The sequence below is a fragment of the Arthrobacter pascens genome (assembly GCF_030816475.1).
GTDB classification, from domain to species: Bacteria; Actinomycetota; Actinomycetes; order Actinomycetales; family Micrococcaceae; genus Arthrobacter; species Arthrobacter pascens_B.
This window is the reverse complement of the sequence record NZ_JAUSXF010000001.1, coordinates 3,443,258-3,460,465: the sequence shown is the minus strand read 5'-3', so window position 1 is coordinate 3,460,465 and position 17,208 is coordinate 3,443,258. Positions and strand designations below refer to the sequence as shown.

The window sequence follows — 17,208 nt, the reverse complement described above, 5'->3', positions numbered from 1 at the left end:
TAGGAACAACTTGTAAACAATTGATGCACATAGGGCAACCCGGTGTATGATGGCAGTCACACCCGAGAATCCATCCTCGAAGGAGAGGCCTCCCTTTGGAAGAGCTGCGCATCGAAGCCAACGGCAACCTTGGCCCCATCGATTCATCCCGTATCCCGCGTTATGCCGGCGCCGCCACCTATGCACGCCTTCCGCGCCTGGACCAGGTGGCCAAGGCAGACATCACCGTAGTGGGCGTCCCCTTTGACTCCGGGGTCTCATATCGTCCCGGCGCCCGTTTCGGTGCCAACCATGTGCGCGAAGCCAGCCGACTGCTCCGCCCCTACAACCCCGCCTGGGACGTCAGCCCCTTTGAAAACGTCCAGGTGGCCGACGCCGGGGACATGGCAGTCAATCCCTTCAATATCAACGATGCCATCGAGACCATCCAGCAGAATGCTTTGGACCTGACCTCCGGAGGGAGCAAGCTCGTGACTCTCGGCGGGGATCACACCATAGCCCTGCCTCTGCTCCGTGCCGCCGCCGAGCGTGCCGGCGGGCCCATCGCGATGCTGCACTTTGATGCGCATCTGGACACCTGGGACACCTACTTCGGAGCGGAGTACACCCACGGCACCCCGTTCCGCCGGGCCGTGGAGGAAGGCATCCTCGACACGGAAGCCATCAGCCACATCGGCACCCGCGGTCCGCTGTATGGCAAGAAGGACCTCGACGACGACCACCGCTTCGGCTTCGGCATCGTCACCTCCGCAGACGTCTACTACCAGGGTGTCCTCGAGACGGTGGCCAAGGTCCGGGACCGGATCGGCAACCGCCCGCTGTACGTTTCCGTGGACATCGATGTGCTGGACCCGGCGCACGCCCCCGGCACGGGCACTCCCGAAGCCGGTGGCATCACCAGCCGGGAACTGCTGGAGATCATCCGCGGTTTCCGCGGAATGAACCTGGTCGGCGCGGATATTGTCGAGGTGGCCCCCGCCTACGACCATGCGGAAATCACAGGCGTGGCCGCGAGCCATGTTGCCTACGAACTGGTGACGTTGATGGCGGACAGCGCCGTGGAAGGTGATCGCTTCGGCGCCGCCACTGGCTACGCCCCGCAGGCGCTTGGCCAGGAATTCCGCCGGCCGGCCGGTTTCGCCGCCGCCGCCCCGACCGGAGCCAAGGAGTATTGAGAGTGATTGATTTCGATCCGGGGACGGCCGCTCCGACAAAAGGTACCGGTCTCCGGAATGGCGGGGATCTCGTCGTCGAGACCCTCGAAGCGCTGGGCGCCAAAACCGTCTTCGGTATCCCGGGCCAACACGCATTGGGGCTTTTTGACGCCATGGGCCGCGGCAATCTGCATTTTGTGTCCTCCAGGATCGAGAACAACAGCGCCTTCGCCGCGGATGGCTACTCGCGGGCCACGGGTGAGGTGGGCGTGCTGTTCCTGTCCACCGGTCCCGGGGCGCTGACCTCCCTGGCCGGGCTGCAGGAAGCCTACGCCACCGGAGTTCCCATGGTGGTGGTGGCAAGCCAGATACCGCTGGAGGGCCTGGGTGCACGACGCAAGGGCATGCTGCACCAGCTGGATGACCAGAAAGCCTCGGCCGCAAACGTCACCAAAAGCCAGCGGCTGATCCAGCACGCTTCAGGCATCCCGTCGGCAATCCAGGACGCCTGGACTGAAGCAATCTCTTCGCCGCAGGGGCCGGTGTGGCTGGAAATACCGCAGAACGTCCTGCTCGACCCCATCATGGTGCCGCCTGTAGAGGACGCGCTCGCAGAGGCCGCGGACAATCCGCCGCGAGTGGAACTCGTCCGTGAAGCAGTGAAATGGCTCTCGACGGCGGAACGTCCGGCGATCATCGCCGGCGGCGGTACGCGACGGGGAAGGGCCGAAAAGTCCCTGCTGTCCCTCGCTGAAAAACTCCGTGCCCCGGTGATCTGCACGCCCGGAGGCAACGGCGCGTTCCCCTGGAACCACGAGCTGTCCCTGCAGTCCTGGATCGAGGACCGGTACATGACCGACGTATTGGAGGACGCAGACGTCCTGGTGGTCATCGGCTCGTCCCTGGGCGAGGTCACCTCCAACTACTTCACGTTCGAGCCCCGCGGCCGGATTATCCAGATCGATGCCGAGCCCCGCGTGCTGGAATCAAACAGGCCCGGCCTGGGTATCCGCGCCGATGCCGGTCAGGCCCTGGCCGCCCTGGATGAAGCGCTCGACGAGGCACTGCGCACTGAACGCCGGCCGGCCACAAGCTGGCATGGCACCTCCCCTGAGGACCTCGTGAAGGAATCCCTTGCCAAAGTTCACGCCCGGCTTGAATCCCAGGGCCTGGCCAAGGAACTGAAATTCATGGCCGATATCCGCGAGGCTGTTCCGGCGGACATGCAGACTTTCTGGGACATGACCATCGCGGCCTACTGGGGCTGGAGCTGCTGGGACGCCCGCGAGGGCCAGTTCCATTCAGCCCAGGGCGCCGGCGGCCTGGGCTTTGGATTCCCCGCTGCCATCGGGGGCGCCGTGGGGCTGGAGACCGTGGGCAGGCCCGGGCGTGTTCTGGCTGTCTCCGGCGACGGATCGGCCATGTACTCCATCTCCGAGCTGGCCACGGTTAAGCAGCACAATGTTCCCGTCACCTGGCTGATTGTGGACGACGGCGGCTACGGCATCCTGCGCGAATACATGGTTGGAGCTTTCGGCAAAGCCACCGCCACCGAACTCGCACGGCCCGACTTCGTCAAGCTCGCCGAAGCCTTTGGTGTCCCAGCCACCAGAGTTGGCCCCGAGGGCGTCGGGGACGCGCTGAAAGCGGGTCTGGCCGCAGACGGCCCGAACGTCGTCGTCGTCGAAACCCTACTCAGGATGTTCGGCCCCACCCACCTGGAAGCCTGAACCGGGCACCATACTCCTGCGCGAAATCCTTCCGCAGCCACTACTCCCGCGCGAACTGGCAGTTAATACCCTCCTAAAACGAATTTGAGGGGATTAGCTGCCAGTTCGCGCTTTCGCGTTTAAGGCGAGTGCCGGACGGCGAGACTGTGGTTAGTTTCCCAAAGCAACCATGTTTCTGTATAGTTGCCTAAGGCAATAATGGAGGGAATTATGGCAGTTGCGCCAGACACAGCAGCGGACCTTGTCCACCGGATCTTCGACCTGCAGCGGGTGGTGAAGTGCGTGGCCGCCGCGAACCTGCGGGGCAAGGACACGGGCGTTGCGCTGCAGGGCGTGCTCAGGTTCGTGGCTGAGGGGGAGTCGCGGGCAACCCATCTGGCTGAACGGCTTGGTGTGAGCGCGCCTGTCCTCAGCCGCCACATCGCGGACCTCGAAGACCAGGGATATGTCATCAGACGGCCGGATCCCGACGACGGCCGGGCCCAGTTGGTCGCCCTGACGCCACCCGGCGCAGACAAACTCCGGCAGATCGAAGAGCAGCGCGCCGCCACATTGCAGGAGTATCTCCAGGACTGGAGCCAGGCAGACGCCGAAGCCACCGCGAGGACCCTGGAAAAACTCTCCGAATCACTCAAGTCTTCAGCCCGGGCAAAGGCGGCCGGATCCACCACGAGCACCCAAATTTTCTAGGAGCAGATCAATGGCAAGCCACGCCGCACCACCGGCCACCCGGCCCAAGCCGACGCAAGCAACGCCGACGCAACCCGAACCTCGCACGCCAGTGCCCCCTACTACGGTGTCCTTGGAAGAGCCGCAGCCGGTGATGTCCCACCGGCAGATCATGGAAGCCCTGACCGGGCTCCTGGCCGCCTTCTTCACCGCTATCCTCAGCAGCACCATCGTGGCCAACGCGCTGCCCACCATCATGTCTGAGCTCAAGGGCACCCAGACCGACTTTGCCTGGGTCATCACGGCCGCTCTGCTGGCCAACGCCGCCACTACTCCCATCTGGGGCAAGCTCGCGGACCTTTTCAACAAGAAGCTCCTGGTCCAGCTCAGTATCGTCGTGTTCGTGGCAGGTTCCGTCATGGCGGGCCTGTCCGAGACCATCCCCCTGCTGCTGGCGGCACGGGTGATCCAAGGCGTAGCCATGGGCGGCCTTACCGCCCTGGCCCAGGCCATCATCGGATCCATGATCCCGCCCCGGGACCGCGGAAAATACTCGGGCTACATGGGCGCAACGATGGCAGTGGGCACCGCCGGCGGCCCGCTGCTGGGCGGATTCATCGTGGACAGCCCGTTGGGCTGGCGCTGGACATTCTTTGTCTGCGTGCCGCTCGCCGTCATTGCCCTCATCCTGCTCCAGATCACCCTGAAGGTTCCGCATGTCAGGCGCCCGGTCAGGATCGACTGGCTTGGTTCCATCCTGCTGACATCAGGCGTCAGCATCCTGCTGATCTGGGTGTCCTTCGCCGGTAACCCCGACTACTACGACTGGCTGTCCTGGGAATCGGCCGCGATGGTCGGCGGTGGCGTCCTTTTGCTCGCCCTCCTGGTGCTGGTGGAATCCAAGGTGCAGCAGCCCATCATTCCGCTCAAGATCATCTCCGAACGGACCACCGCCCTGGCTATCCTGGCATCGGTGGCCGTGGGCGTCGCCATGTTTGGTTCGTCAACATTCCTGGGACAGTACTTTCAGGTGGCAAGGGGCGCCAGCCCCACCGAAGCCGGACTGCTGACCCTGCCCATGATCGCAGGCAACCTCCTTGGTTCCGTCGTCTCGGGCCAGCTGATCAGCCGCACCGGCAAATGGAAGCGGTACCTGGTTTCCGGCTCGTTCCTGCTGATCGCCGGACTTGGCCTGACCGGCACTATTGACCATACGACTGAGCTCTGGCGGACGGGAATCTACACGGCAGTCCTCGGGCTCGGCCTGGGGATGGTCATGCAGAACCTCGTCCTGGCGGTGCAGAACACCGTCAAGTCCTCGGACATCGGCACCGCCAGCGCATCAGTCGCATTCTTCCGCTCGGTAGGCGGCGCGATCGGCGTGTCTGTCCTCGGCGCGATCCTCGGCTCACGTGTCACGCAGTTGGCGAAAGAGGGCCTGCTTGCAGCCAACATCCCGGTGCAAGGCGACGGGGCCGGGGCCAGCCTGGACCTGGTGGACCTTCCCGAACCCGTACGTGAAATCATGCGCGCTGCCTACGGCGACGCCACAGCGCAGATCTTCCTGATTTCCGCCATCATCGGCGTCGTCGCGCTGGTTGCTGTCCTCTTCATCAAGGAAAAGCCCCTCCGCCGTACCGTTGACATCCAGCCCGAGGCTGCCAATGGCCCGGGGGCCGATGACGCGGAGGTGATGGCGGGAGCAACTGACGTGTCGGAGCCAGTGCACGCATCGGAGGCTGCTGCGCGTGCTGCTGCGCCTTCGGCAGGGCGTCCGACGGCGGAGCCCGGCCTGACAGCTGACGTCGACGATATTGACCGGGAGTTTGTTGAGGTGCTGAGGCGGCAGGCGAGCACTGACAGAGGCTCACGACTTGCGTCCGCCCAGATGGTGCCGTTGATTGTGGAGACCCAGAAACTGCTTGCTGAGCAGCAGTTGCAACTCACCGCGGCAATGAATGCAGTGCATCGTCAGGCTGAGGTTCAGCAGGAGATCGCAGCCGAACAGGCCAGAGTGGCATCCATGCTGAAGGCGGTGGCCAAGGAACTTGGCAAGGAGCGGAAGCTGCAGAAGGCGGCTGCCCACTACCTGGCTACCGGCGGCAATGCGGACGGGGTGACCCGGGAGCCCGGATAGCGCCGGGAGGATAACTCGCGGGAGAAAAGTACTCCGATTGGATGATCTTTTCCCACGGACGTTTCGCTAGGGCAAAGGATTTCGTAGAGTGGTAAGGCTAAGAATGTCAGCCCTCGCTGCTACTACTTATTCTCACCAATTCGCGCTCTCTTCCTAAGGATCCGTGGGCATGCTTCTCACACTCGTACGGCAGTATTCCAAACCGTATATTCCGTACATCGTGGCCGTCATTCTTTTCCAACTGGCATCCACTATTGCTGCTCTCTACCTACCCAGCCTGAACGCCCAGATCATTGATGAGGGCGTCTCCCGCGGGGACACGGACTTCATCTGGCGCACCGGAATCCTGATGCTCCTGGTCGCCTTCGTCCAGGTGGGGACCGCCATCGCCGGCGTCTACTTCGGCTCCAAGACAGCGATGGCTGTGGGCCGGGACCTGCGGAGGGGCGTGTTCCGCAAGGTCACCAGTTTCTCGGCCAAGGACGTCAACACCTTCGGCGCGCCCACGTTGATCACCCGCGGCACGAACGATGTCCAGCAAGTCCAGATGGTGATGCTGGTAGGTCTGAACTTTATGGTGGCCACGCCCATCATGTGCGTCGGCGGCATCATCATGGCCCTCCGGGAAGACATCAGCCTGTCCTGGCTGGTGTGGGTCTCCGTGCCGGTCCTGATTGCGGTGGTCGGATACATCGTGGTCCGGCTCATGCCGCTGTTCCGTTCCATGCAGAAGAAGATCGACGGCATCAACGCCGTCCTGCGGGAGCAGATCATCGGGATCAGGGTGGTACGCGCCTTTGTCCGCGAGCCCTACGAAACCGAACGCTTCGGCGAAGCAAACAAGGAACTCACGGACGTTTCCCTGAAAATCGGCTCACTGTTCGTCCTGATGTTCCCGGCAATCGGGATGATCCTTCACCTGTCCACGGCCGCCGTACTTTGGTTCGGCGGGCAGCGCGTTGACTCCGGCGACATGCAGGTGGGGTCCCTGACGGCGTTCCTGCAGTACCTGCTTCAGATCCTCATTGCCGTCATGATGGGAACGTTCATGGCCATGATGATCCCGCGTGCCTCGGTCTGCGCGGACCGGATCGGTGAGGTGCTCGACGTCGAACCCTCCATCCATGATCCGGAAGAGCCTGAGGCTCCCGCCAGGCTTGCCGGTGTGGTCGAGTACCGGAACGTGACCTTTGCCTACCCCGGCGCCGAATCGCCCGTGCTGAGCAACATCAGCTTCACCGCCAGGCCGGGGGAGACCCTGGCCATCATCGGCTCCACGGGTGCCGGCAAAACCTCCCTGCTTTCCCTGCTGCCGCGCCTGTATGACATTGCCGAGGGCGAGGTCCTCCTTGACGGGGTGCCTGTCAGCAATCTGGACCGGGCAGAAATTACCAAGCGAGTGGCCCTGGTTCCGCAACGCCCGTACCTCTTCTCCGGCACCATTGAGCACAACCTGCGCTTCGGGAAGACCGAAGCAACGGACCAGGAGCTGTGGGATGCCCTGCACGTGGCCCAGGGCGATGAGTTTGTCCGTGACAAGAAGAACGGCCTGAACGCCCGAATTGCGCAGGGCGGAACCAATGTTTCGGGCGGCCAGCGGCAGCGTCTGTGCATCGCCCGTGCCTTGGTCACCAAGCCCAGGGTGTACCTGTTCGACGATTCCTTCTCAGCCTTGGATGTGGCCACCGATGCCCGGCTCCGGGCCGCGCTGAAGCCGATTACCGCGGACGCCACAGTGATCATCGTGGCCCAGCGGATCTCCACCATCACCGAGGCGGACCAGATCCTGGTGCTGGACAACGGGCGGATCGTGGACCGCGGCACCCATGAGGAGCTGCTGGAAACCTCGCCCACCTACCAGGAAATTGTTGAATCCCAGCTGAGCGTGGAGGAAATGGCATGAGCGGCCACAAAAAGGACTCGACCACGGCTGAGGAAACAGCAGCAACGCCAACCGAGATCCTGGAGGACGACGATTTCGTCGAGGAGGAATACAAACCCTCGGAGGCGGACGGCGACATGTTCGGCGGCATGCCGGCCAAAAAGGCAGAACACTTCTGGCCCTCTGCCAAGCGGCTGATGGGTCTCCTGAAGCCCGAGGCACTGGGCATCTACGCCGTGGTGGCACTGGTGGTGGTCTCCGTTGTCCTGAACGTCATCGCCCCCAAGATCCTGGGCCAGGCAATGGATGTCATCTTCGGCGGGGTGGTGGGCAAACAGCTGCCGGCCGGCGCCAGCAAGGACGAGTTCGTTGCCGGCCTGCGTCAGCAGGGCCAGGAGAATCTTGCTGACATGATCTCGCGGATGGAACTGGTGCCCGGCACCGGGATCAATTTCCAGAAGCTCACAGTCCTGATCTCCATCGTGCTGCTGATGTACTTCGTGGCGAACATCTTCCTCTGGCTCCAGGGCTATGTCCTGAACCGCATCGTCATGAAGGTGATCCGGCGGCTCCGGGACGACACCGAAAAGAAACTGAACCGGCTGCCGTTGAACTACTTCGACACCCGCCAGCGCGGCGACGTCCTCTCACGGGTGACGAACGACGTCGACAACGTCCAGCAGGCCCTCCAGCAGGCCTTCGCGCAGCTGATCAGTTCGGTCCTGTCGGTCATCGGCATCGTGATCATGATGTTCATCGTTTCGTGGCAGCTCGCCCTGATCGCCCTGATAGCCCTTCCGCTGTCAGGTGTCGCGGCAGGCATGATCGGCTCCCGCAGCCAGAAGCTTTTCGCCGCGCAGTGGAAGAACACCGGTGCGCTGAACGGGCAGATCGAGGAATCCTTCTCGGGACATGATCTGGTCCGGGTGTTCGGCCGTGACGCCGACATGCTGGAGCGGTTCGAAGAGCGCAATGAAGCCCTGTACAAGGCCAGCTTCGGGGCCCAGTTCGTGTCCGGCATCATCTTCCCGGTGATGCAGTTCGTCTCCTACCTCAGCTACGTGGGCATCGCCGTGGTCGGCGGCCTGCGCGTGGCTTCGGGCTCCATGTCCCTGGGTGATGCCACTGCCTTCATCCAGTACTCCCGCGAGTTCACGCAGCCGTTGGGGCAGATGGCGGGCATGGCGAACATGCTGCAGTCCGGTGTGGCCTCCTCGGAGCGGGTGTTCGAGTTCCTGGATGCCGATGAGCAGGACCCCGAGACCGCCACGGAGCACCTGCCGGCCAAGACGGACGGGCACGTGGAATTCAGGGACGTCACCTTCAGCTACACCGAGGACAAGCCCCTGATCGAGAACCTCTCCTTCACTGCGGAGCCCGGGCACACCGTTGCCATCGTCGGGCCCACCGGCGCCGGCAAAACCACCCTGGTCAACCTGGTGATGCGCTTCTACGAGCTCAACTCCGGATCCATCACGGTGGACGGGGTGGACGTCACCCACCTGAGCAGGGCCGAGCTCAGGGCCAAGGTGGGCATGGTACTGCAGGACGCCTGGCTCTTCGGCGGTTCCATCTACGACAACATCCGCTACGGCAAGCTGGACGCCACGGAGGAACAAGTCATGGCAGCCGCCAAGGCCACCTTTGTGGACCGCTTCGTGCGCGGCCTGCCGGACGGCTACAACACCGTGATCGACGAGGAAGGCAACAACGTCAGCGCCGGTGAAAAACAGCTCATCACCATCGCGAGGGCCTTCGTGGCCAGTCCGTCACTGCTCATCCTGGACGAGGCCACCAGTTCCGTGGACACCCGGACGGAACTCCTGGTGCAGAAGGCCATGGCCGCGCTTCGCACGGACCGCACCAGCTTTGTGATTGCCCACCGCCTGTCCACCATCCGTGACGCCGACACCATCCTGGTGATGGAGAACGGCAAGATCGTGGAACAGGGCAACCACAAGACGCTGCTCGCGGCTAGAGGGGCCTACTACCGCCTCTACATGTCCCAGTTCTCCGGTGCCAACGTCGAAGAAACCACTGTGGATGATTCGACGGCGGTGCACAGCTGAGCGGGCAGGGCTCGGCGTCCGGCGGGACGGGAGACGGCGCAAATCACCGGCGCATCGAGGTCCTGGTTCCGATGCGCTGGGGGGACATGGACGCCTACGGGCACATCAATAACGTGCAGATTGTCCGCATGCTCGAAGAAGCACGGATCGCAGCGTTCGGACCGCCCCGGGGTGCCGGGCTGCCCGGCATCGAGCCCGAAGTGTCGCTCTTCAACGACGTCCCGGAGGGCACCCTCGCCCTGGTGGTGGACCACAAGATCCGCTACGTCAGGACCCTGGAGTACCGGAACGTTCCGGCAGTCGTCCAGGTATGGATCGGCGCCGTCAAGGGCGCCAGCTTCGACATCCATTACCTCGTACAGGACCCGGTCACACGGGAGGACTGCGTCAGGGCCAGCAGCCACCTGGCGTTTGTGGATGAGGCCACCGGCAGGGTGCGCCGCCTGACCCCTGAGCAAAAGGAGCGGATCGCACCGTTCGCAGTGTGAGCCGGCCTCGGGTGTGAGCCGGCATTCGTTGAGCCCTTGCACCGGCAGGCCACAGACCCGAAACTAAGAACCTGGACTAAGGAGCGTTCACCATGGCCAAGAAGAAGACCTGGAAGGAAATGCCGCCGGCGGCACGGGCGGGGGTCGTGGCTGTCGGCATTGCGCAAGTGTCGCTCATGCTGGCCGCCCAGCGGGACATTTCGCGGCGTCCGGCGGAGCTCATCAACGGGCCGAAGGCGGCCTGGCGGCTGGCTGCATTAATTAATTTCATTGGACCAATGGGCTACTTCGTTTTTGGCCGCAAGAAGCCAGCCGAGGCAGGGTAAGCAGTCGGGTAGCTGCCCGGGCCCATCCACCGTTTTGGAGCGGACGTCCAGTTTGAGCCTGTAAATTTGATCCATGACCCTTGCCCCAAAAACTTCCATGACCCGCGCCCTCGGTATCTCCCGGGAGATTGAAGACGCGGCCTGGTTTGTGCTCGGGCCGGGGCTGCAGGGCAAACCGTCGGCGTTGGACGACCGGACCCTCACATGGACTGCAGAGGCAGCGGCCGAGCTGCTGGGGCACCTGGATCGGGGTGTATCGGACCCGAAAGCGCCGATGATGACCAACCTCCGGGAGAACCTCCAGGATGCGTCGCGAGCGGCTAAGCAGCTGGCCGTCGAACTGCTCTTCCTGCAGTCATTGCCGCTGGCCCACGAAGTCAAGTCACTCAAGGTCAAACGTGCCCGGGTGGCGGAGGCAGCGTCCTGGCTGGAGCCGCCGCTGGAACTGCCCGAGGAACTCTACAAAGGCATGACGGACCACGGTGTAATCCGGGACCGTACGGCCGAATTCAACTGGACCATCTGGGACCATCTCAAATGGCTGTGCCGGTTCGTTCAGCACGTCGACCAGCAGATCCCGTCAGCCGTCACGAACGCGCTGAAGGACCCCCTGAAGTTCCACGAGCTCGCGTCGGGCACTCCCGGCGACCAGCCCGCGATCCGCCGCAGCATCGAGTACCTTGCCTGGCCCAGCTACTTCGAGCCAGTGGTGGCCGACGTCGAGCGCCAGGAAATCCGCGATGCCTTCGCCTCGCTGGTGGGCGGGGCCAGGGGTGACAGCGACGAGGACATCACGGCTGACATCCACCGCATCCGCCGGCACCTCGATGAACAGGCCGGGCAGCGTATCGACTGGTACTCGCGCCAGCTGGTGAGCCAGTGGCGCAAAGTGGGCGATCCCGGCCGTCGCGCCTGGCTGCTGCGGACGCACAGCGACAACACCGAGCTGCTCACGGCGTGGCAGGGCGAGGAAATGGTGACCCTCGACGTCGAACACCTCCGCCTGCTCGACCCCGGCGTGACTGCCGGGCTGGTGCAGCACGCCGTGGATGAGGACTACAAACACCTGGGGTACGTGGAGCGCGAGGACACCAAGACGGCGGTGTTTGCCTTCCTGACTGTCATGAAGCCCGGCGACCTTGTGCTTTACCAGCACTCCGGCAGTGTCCGCCTCGGCGTCGTGCTGGGCGAACCTGAACACAACGAAGACAACCGGCGGATGCGGCGCAAGGTGCGCTGGTTCGACGAAGGCCACACCACTACTGACCTGCCGCGGCACGTCCAGCGCCAGCTTGCCACCCCCGGTATCGTCGTGGACGTCACGCGGGTAGTCCAGGCCCTCCAGGCTCTCCTTCCGGTCGAGGCGGAACCGGAAGACGACGACGCCGGCGACTCTGCCGCCGTCGTCCCACCTGTCCAGGAGGGCTTCCGGACGCTCACCCGCGAATTCGCGGATTCCCTCCACATGGACCTTGAGCCGCTGCAGGAGATCGCCGAACTGCTCGAGGAGAACCGCCAGCTGGTCCTCTACGGTCCGCCCGGAACCGGCAAGACCTACCTGGCCAAGCACCTCGCCGCCGAACTCGCCAATGACAGCACCGACGAGCGGGTGAAACTCGTCCAGTTCCACCCGTCGTACGCCTATGAGGACTTCTTCGAGGGTTACCGGCCGGACAAGACGGACGAAGGCCAGGTGTCCTTCAAGCTGGTGGCCGGGCCGCTGCGCAGGCTGGCCGAGGAAGCCGCCAAGCCCGGCAACGAAAATAAGCCCTACTTCCTCATCATCGACGAGATGAACCGTGCCAACCTGGCCAAGGTGTTCGGCGAGCTCTACTTCCTGCTGGAATACCGCGATGACCGGATCTACCTGCAGTACAGCCCCAATGAGCCGTTCACGCTGCCGGACAACCTTTACATCATCGGCACCATGAACACCGCGGACCGGTCCATCGCCATGATGGATGCCGCCATCCGCCGGCGCTTCGCCTTCATCGAGCTGCACCCGCAAACAGAACCGGTGAAGGGTTCGCTGCTGCGTTTCCTGCAGGCCCGGCAACTCGATACGACGCCGGCACTGCTGCTCGACGCGCTGAACGCGGCCATTGACGAATGGGACAGGGACCTGATGATCGGACCCTCGTACTTCATGAAGCCGGCGGCGCAGACACCGGGCGGCCTGCGGCGGATCTGGAAGTATGAGCTGATGCCGCTGCTGGAGGAGCACTATCACGGCCAGCTGACCCGGGCACAGCTTGAGGAGCGCTTCGGGCTGGACCAGTTGCTGGGACGCGTTGCGGCGGGGTAGCCCACAGGGGACCAGCACGGCGCCGGGTATTCGGCATGTGGTCCTGGACGAGCTGTCCGGCGGAATCGTGGAGAAGCTGGACGCCGCCAGCGCCGCGTTCCTGAACACGAGCGGCCTGGCCAAGGCGTCCCCGATGGGCATGGGCCTGTACCGGATCGAGCCCGTGGGCAAGGTGGGTTCGGTCCGGACGGCCAGCGTGCAACTGGACGTCAGGCCGAAGGACCGGCTCGGGCTCAGCCGGCTCCTGTTCCTCCTTAGCTATGCCGGCAACCAAGGCTTCCGGCCAGATTCAGTCGCGGCCGTCGAAGACCGGGAACTCTGGAGCGCGCTGGCCGAGTCGTTGGCACAACTCGCCGAACGTGCCTTGGGCCGGGGCGTAATGCAGGGCTACCTCAACGTGGACGAGTCACTCCGCACCGTCAAGGGGAGGATCCGCATCTCGGACCAGATCTCCCGCCGTCCCGGCATGCTGGTGCCGTTGGAAGTGTCCTATGACGAATTCACCGAGGACATTGCCGAAAACCGGATCCTTCGTGCCGCGCTGGAACGCATGGGCCAGGTGCCGCGGGTGCGGCCCGAGGTCTTGAGCCGCCTCCGCCAGCTCAAGGGAAAGCTCGACGCCGTTACCCGCCTTCCCGCCGGGGCTCCGCTGCCGCCGTGGACACCCAGCCGGATGAACGTCCGCTATCAGGCCGTGCTGCGCCTGGCGGAGCTGATCCTGCGCAATTCCTCCGCCGAAGCCGGGGAAGGCCGCCAGCAGACGGCATCGTTCGTGGTGGACATGGCCAAGGTGTTCCAGGATTTTGTGGGGATCGCCCTCGGGGAAGCCATGGCCGCGTATCCCGGTGAGCTCCGCTTGCGGTACAACGCCCTCCTGAGTGAGGCAGTCCGGGATTCCGACCGTCTCTCAGTGAACCCGGACGCCGTGCAGCTGCTGGGCGGCCGCCCGGTGGTGGTCTACAACACGAAGTACAAGGCCGCTTCCGATCTGGGCGGGTCCCTCACTGCCGACCATTACCAGATATTGGCGCACTGTACCGCCTTGCGGGTGCCCACCGCCTGGCTTATTTACGCAGGCGCGGGCGAGGTGAAGCTGAGGCGGATCCTTAATACCGACATTGACATCGTTGAGTTTCCGCTGGACCTGTCCCGCCCGCCGTCGGAGATCCTGGCTTCCGTCGCGGAACTCGCCGGGCAGTCCTGGGGCGACGTGCTCCGCCAAGCACGCTCAGATTGAGTTTGTGCCTAGACCGGGACCTGGAAGGTAAATGTGGAGCCTTGGCCTAACGCACTGTCCACTTCGATCGTGCCGCCGTGGGCCTCCACAATGGCCTTGCTGATGGGCAGGCCCAGGCCCACTCCGGGAATGTTTGTCTGGCGGACGCTGCTGGTGCGGAAGAACTTGGTGAAGACTTCCGCCTGGTCATCGGCGCTCATGCCCATACCGGTATCCCTGACCCGGCAGGTGAGGCGGCCGTCCCCTTCCTCGAGGGATACCAGCACATTGCCGCCATCGGGTGAGTATTTGATGGCATTGGAGACCAGGTTGTCCAGGACCTGGGAGATGCGTGCCGCGTCCACGTGGGCATCCAGGCGTTCAGGCGTGGCAGCCTGCAGGGCCACGCGCGACGCCGCGGCCTTGGGCAGTGCCGCCGACACGCTCGCGCGGACCAGTTCAGCCACATCAACGGCCTGGGGCGTGACGATCAGCTGCCCGTTCCTGCTGGCGAGCAGATCAGAGACCAGGGTGAGCAGCCGCTCGGAGTTGCGCCGGATGATCTCCAGGGCGTGCCGCTGGTGCCCGTCGAGTTCGTCATCCAGCAGAATCTCCACATAACCCAGGATGGAGGTTAGGGGTGTCCGGAATTCGTGTGACACGTTGGAGACGAAGTCATCCTTGGCTGCGAGGGCGTTCACCAGATCCGTCACGTCGCTGAAGACGACAACTGAACCGGCGAACCCGCCGTCGGGGTCCTTCATGGCGCGCGCCGTAGTGGTGATGGCTCGCTGTTCATTCCCGGAACCCAACCAGACGAGGTAGTCCGTGAAGGTCTCGCCCAGCACCGCCCGGCGGACGGGCCGTTCTTCCACCGGGACCGGCGTCGTGCGATCGCCCTTGAACACCAGCAGCTGGGACTCGTTCGGATCGTTGACGTCCTTGGGGGTGGCGAGTTCATGGTTGGCGCGCTGCTTCCGGTTCATCAGGATGTCATGACCGTCGCTGTCGATGGCAAGGACGCCCAGGTGGACCGTGTCCAGGATCGTATTCAGCAGTGATTCGTGCCTCTTGCTGCTGCGAAGGCTGTCCAGAAGCTGCTGGTCCTTTTCCTCCAGGGCTTGTTGCTGCCGCGTCATGCTCATGGTCAGCACACTGACGGACACGCCTATCCCCAGCATCATCACGGGCAGCAGCAGGGAACGCGACAAGCTGGGCCCCGACACGTCACCCCGGATGAACAGTGGTACCCAAATGATTGCAAGCGGGGCAAGGAAGGAAAGCCACAGGGCAGTGCGCGGGTAGTAACCGGAAGCGCAGAGCCAGATCACCGGGAAAACAGCGAGCAGGCTGATGCCTGTCAGCCCTTCCTGTCCGCCCTCCCTGCCGAGCGCGATCGAGATGAAATCCAGGAGCGGCAGCACCAGGAAGCTGGTGTACGGCAGGCGCTCCCACGGCACCGCATAGCAAAGCACCATGATGGCAAGCTGTGAGATAAGGAAAACGACAAACAGCGGGTTGCGCATGCTCTCGGGGAAGAACGCCGCGACGAGGACGGCGGTCAGCACCGTGGTGACGAAAAGGGGCATCTGGCTCAACGCCACCCTGTCCGTCAGCCGGTATTCGTGGAACTGGCGGCGGAAGAACCTCAGCCTGCCGGAGGCCCAGGCAGCGGGCTCAGTCATGGTGGGGTGCCTGGGCGGCCGGATAGTTGAGAGGCATACCAGCAGGATATCGGCAGCGAGCTATACTTCTGACGGGTAGGGCTGGCTGAGGGGGCTGCGATGAGTGAAGCACGTGTGGGGCTCGTGATCGAGGACGATCAGGATATCCGGGAATTGGTACGGACCGTGCTGAGCCAGGCGGGCTTTCAGGTCACTGTCGCCGCCAGCGGTGCCGAGGGGGTTCTAGCGGCCAAGAACCTGAACCCCGACGTGATAACCCTCGATCTGGGATTGCCGGACATTGACGGCTTCGAGGTGTCGCGGCAGATCCGCGAGTTTTCTGATGCCTACATCGTGATGCTGACCGCCCGGGCCGACGAACTGGACACGCTGATCGGCCTGGAATCGGGCGCTGATGATTACCTCACTAAGCCCTTCCGGCCCCGGGAACTGAGGGCGCGGGTGGCAGCCATGATGCGCCGGCCGCGCTTGGTCCCGGACCCCGCCCCGCAATCCGGAGTCACTGAGGCTGCTCCTGAGGTCGGAAAGGCCACCAAGGGGAGCGGAAACTACATCCATAACGGTCTAGCCCTTAGCTATGCGTCGCGTTCCGTGGCGGTGGACGGCCAGGAACTGAATCTGACCCGGACGGAGTTTGAACTGCTGTACGCCCTCCTGGAAGCAGGGCGAACGGTCCGGACCAAATCGGACCTGGTGCGGCGCCTGCGCGACGAGGATTACGACGTCGGCAGTTACATCAGCGAAGCGGATGAACGTTCCGTGGAAGTCCACATGGGAAATCTGCGCAAAAAGCTGGGGGATTCGCCCCAGCGTCCCCGCTGGCTGCAGACAGTGCGCGGTGTGGGCTACCGGCTGGCTCCGGAGGAGCGCTGAGCCTGGAGGCGATGCAGGGTTTGTCGGCTGCACTGGTCGATCTGTTTCAAGTACGTTGCCGCCAGCCGGGGCAATGTCACCGCTAGGTCCCCCTGCTGGGACTCGTGTCGAATGGCGCCTTCCAAGTCCATTGCCAGGGCGGCAAGCCGCTCGGCTCCGACCATCTGGCTGGACGTCTTCAGGCTGAGGACTGCGTCGACGGCGCCGTCCAGGTCCCCGGTGGTGAGGGCGAGCCGCAGCTTTCCGATCCTGAGCGGGAGCAGTTGCATGAACTTGGCAACGAAGACCGTGAAGTATCCCTCATCCTGGTCGAGTTCCTCCAGCAGCCTGTCGAGCACGGACTGGTCCACCAGTGGCCGCACAGAGTCATCAGGCTGCGTCATGATGCTCCTTTCCGCTGGGCTCTCCACCCCGGCAACGGAGCGGCAAGTCGAGGCATTAGTCCTACTTCAGGTTAGGTCCGTTCTCCTGCCCGGCAACGGCTGCCGGGAAGTAGTGCGGCATTCTTTGGGGATGCTGCGGGTTTTACATCGAGTAGGGATCGGCGCCGCCGGCAAGCATTGGCTGCCCGCCTGCAGATCCTTCTCCCTTGAGGGTGTGGGTGGTGGTTACCTAAGTGGTAGCCACCGGACTCCATCGTCTGACGTACTGCTCAATAAGGGCGGGCGTAAAGG

General features: G+C 63.8%; 13 protein-coding genes. 11 read left to right on the top strand and 2 right to left on the bottom strand.

The window, feature by feature from the left end:
- Positions 1-95 precede the first annotated feature (95 nt).
- The 10 genes from speB (at position 96) to QFZ40_RS15760 (ending at position 13,997) form a co-directional block, all read left to right on the top strand.
- Positions 96-1,175 carry an agmatinase gene (speB, locus tag QFZ40_RS15805; RefSeq protein ID WP_306905574.1) on the top strand — a complete coding sequence of 360 codons (1,080 nt, stop codon included), beginning with the start codon at positions 96-98 and terminating at the stop codon, positions 1,173-1,175.
- Between the two features lie 2 nt (positions 1,176-1,177).
- On the top strand, positions 1,178-2,884 hold the full coding sequence (locus QFZ40_RS15800; protein ID WP_306905572.1) for a thiamine pyrophosphate-binding protein: 1,707 nt from the start codon (positions 1,178-1,180) through the stop codon (positions 2,882-2,884).
- 210 nt (positions 2,885-3,094) lie between these two features.
- Positions 3,095-3,574 (top strand): MarR family winged helix-turn-helix transcriptional regulator, encoded by a 480-nt coding sequence (locus QFZ40_RS15795; RefSeq protein ID WP_306905571.1) that lies wholly within the window; start codon positions 3,095-3,097, stop codon positions 3,572-3,574.
- Between the two features lie 133 nt (positions 3,575-3,707).
- Positions 3,708-5,690, top strand: a complete 1,983-nt coding sequence (locus tag QFZ40_RS15790) for an MDR family MFS transporter (RefSeq protein ID WP_306906942.1) — start codon at positions 3,708-3,710, stop codon at positions 5,688-5,690.
- A gap of 169 nt (positions 5,691-5,859) precedes the next feature.
- Positions 5,860-7,593 carry an ABC transporter ATP-binding protein gene (locus QFZ40_RS15785; RefSeq protein ID WP_306905570.1) on the top strand — a complete coding sequence of 578 codons (1,734 nt, stop codon included), beginning with the start codon at positions 5,860-5,862 and terminating at the stop codon, positions 7,591-7,593.
- Complete coding sequence (locus QFZ40_RS15780; RefSeq protein ID WP_306905569.1) at positions 7,590-9,641, top strand: ABC transporter ATP-binding protein; 2,052 nt, start codon at positions 7,590-7,592, stop codon at positions 9,639-9,641. Before QFZ40_RS15785 ends, QFZ40_RS15780 begins: the two co-directional genes overlap by 4 nt.
- 71 nt (positions 9,642-9,712) lie before the next feature.
- Positions 9,713-10,129, top strand: coding sequence for an acyl-CoA thioesterase (locus QFZ40_RS15775; protein WP_306905568.1), 417 nt, complete (start codon positions 9,713-9,715; stop codon positions 10,127-10,129).
- 92 nt (positions 10,130-10,221) lie between these two features.
- Positions 10,222-10,455: a PLDc N-terminal domain-containing protein gene (locus tag QFZ40_RS15770; protein ID WP_306905567.1), complete on the top strand. Its 234-nt coding sequence runs from the start codon at positions 10,222-10,224 to the stop codon at positions 10,453-10,455.
- 73 nt (positions 10,456-10,528) lie between these two features.
- Positions 10,529-12,760 (top strand): McrB family protein, encoded by a 2,232-nt coding sequence (locus QFZ40_RS15765; RefSeq protein WP_306905566.1) that lies wholly within the window; start codon positions 10,529-10,531, stop codon positions 12,758-12,760.
- A gap of 43 nt (positions 12,761-12,803) precedes the next feature.
- The gene (locus QFZ40_RS15760) at positions 12,804-13,997 is read left to right on the top strand and encodes a 5-methylcytosine restriction system specificity protein McrC (RefSeq protein ID WP_306906941.1); all 1,194 of its coding nucleotides are present in this window, start codon (positions 12,804-12,806) and stop codon (positions 13,995-13,997) included.
- 8 nt (positions 13,998-14,005) lie between these two features.
- Here the strand turns inward: QFZ40_RS15760 and QFZ40_RS15755 are convergent, their stop codons facing one another.
- Positions 14,006-15,661, bottom strand: a complete 1,656-nt coding sequence (locus QFZ40_RS15755) for a sensor histidine kinase (protein WP_306905565.1) — start codon at positions 15,659-15,661, stop codon at positions 14,006-14,008.
- Between the two features lie 99 nt (positions 15,662-15,760).
- Here QFZ40_RS15755 and QFZ40_RS15750 point away from each other — a divergent pair, with 99 nt between their 5' ends.
- Positions 15,761-16,534 (top strand): response regulator transcription factor, encoded by a 774-nt coding sequence (locus tag QFZ40_RS15750; protein ID WP_306905564.1) that lies wholly within the window; start codon positions 15,761-15,763, stop codon positions 16,532-16,534.
- Here the strand turns inward: QFZ40_RS15750 and QFZ40_RS15745 are convergent.
- The gene (locus tag QFZ40_RS15745; protein WP_306905563.1) at positions 16,507-16,917 is read right to left on the bottom strand and encodes an Hpt domain-containing protein; all 411 of its coding nucleotides are present in this window, start codon (positions 16,915-16,917) and stop codon (positions 16,507-16,509) included. The two genes, QFZ40_RS15750 and QFZ40_RS15745, sit on opposite strands and share 28 nt — an antisense overlap.
- Between the last annotated feature and the right edge of the window lie 291 nt (positions 16,918-17,208).

Coding starts and splice junctions, on each gene's coding strand:
- QFZ40_RS15770 (WP_306905567.1), top strand. CDS start 10,222: ATGGCCAAGAAGAAGACCTGGAAGGAAATGCCGCCGGCGGCACGGGCG.
- QFZ40_RS15795 (WP_306905571.1), top strand. CDS start 3,095: ATGGCAGTTGCGCCAGACACAGCAGCGGACCTTGTCCACCGGATCTTC.
- QFZ40_RS15750 (WP_306905564.1), top strand. CDS start 15,761: ATGAGTGAAGCACGTGTGGGGCTCGTGATCGAGGACGATCAGGATATC.
- QFZ40_RS15755 (WP_306905565.1), bottom strand. CDS start 15,661: ATGACTGAGCCCGCTGCCTGGGCCTCCGGCAGGCTGAGGTTCTTCCGC.
- QFZ40_RS15780 (WP_306905569.1), top strand. CDS start 7,590: ATGAGCGGCCACAAAAAGGACTCGACCACGGCTGAGGAAACAGCAGCA.
- QFZ40_RS15775 (WP_306905568.1), top strand. CDS start 9,713: ATGCGCTGGGGGGACATGGACGCCTACGGGCACATCAATAACGTGCAG.
- QFZ40_RS15790 (WP_306906942.1), top strand. CDS start 3,708: ATGTCCCACCGGCAGATCATGGAAGCCCTGACCGGGCTCCTGGCCGCC.
- QFZ40_RS15765 (WP_306905566.1), top strand. CDS start 10,529: ATGACCCTTGCCCCAAAAACTTCCATGACCCGCGCCCTCGGTATCTCC.
- QFZ40_RS15745 (WP_306905563.1), bottom strand. CDS start 16,917: ATGACGCAGCCTGATGACTCTGTGCGGCCACTGGTGGACCAGTCCGTG.
- QFZ40_RS15785 (WP_306905570.1), top strand. CDS start 5,860: ATGCTTCTCACACTCGTACGGCAGTATTCCAAACCGTATATTCCGTAC.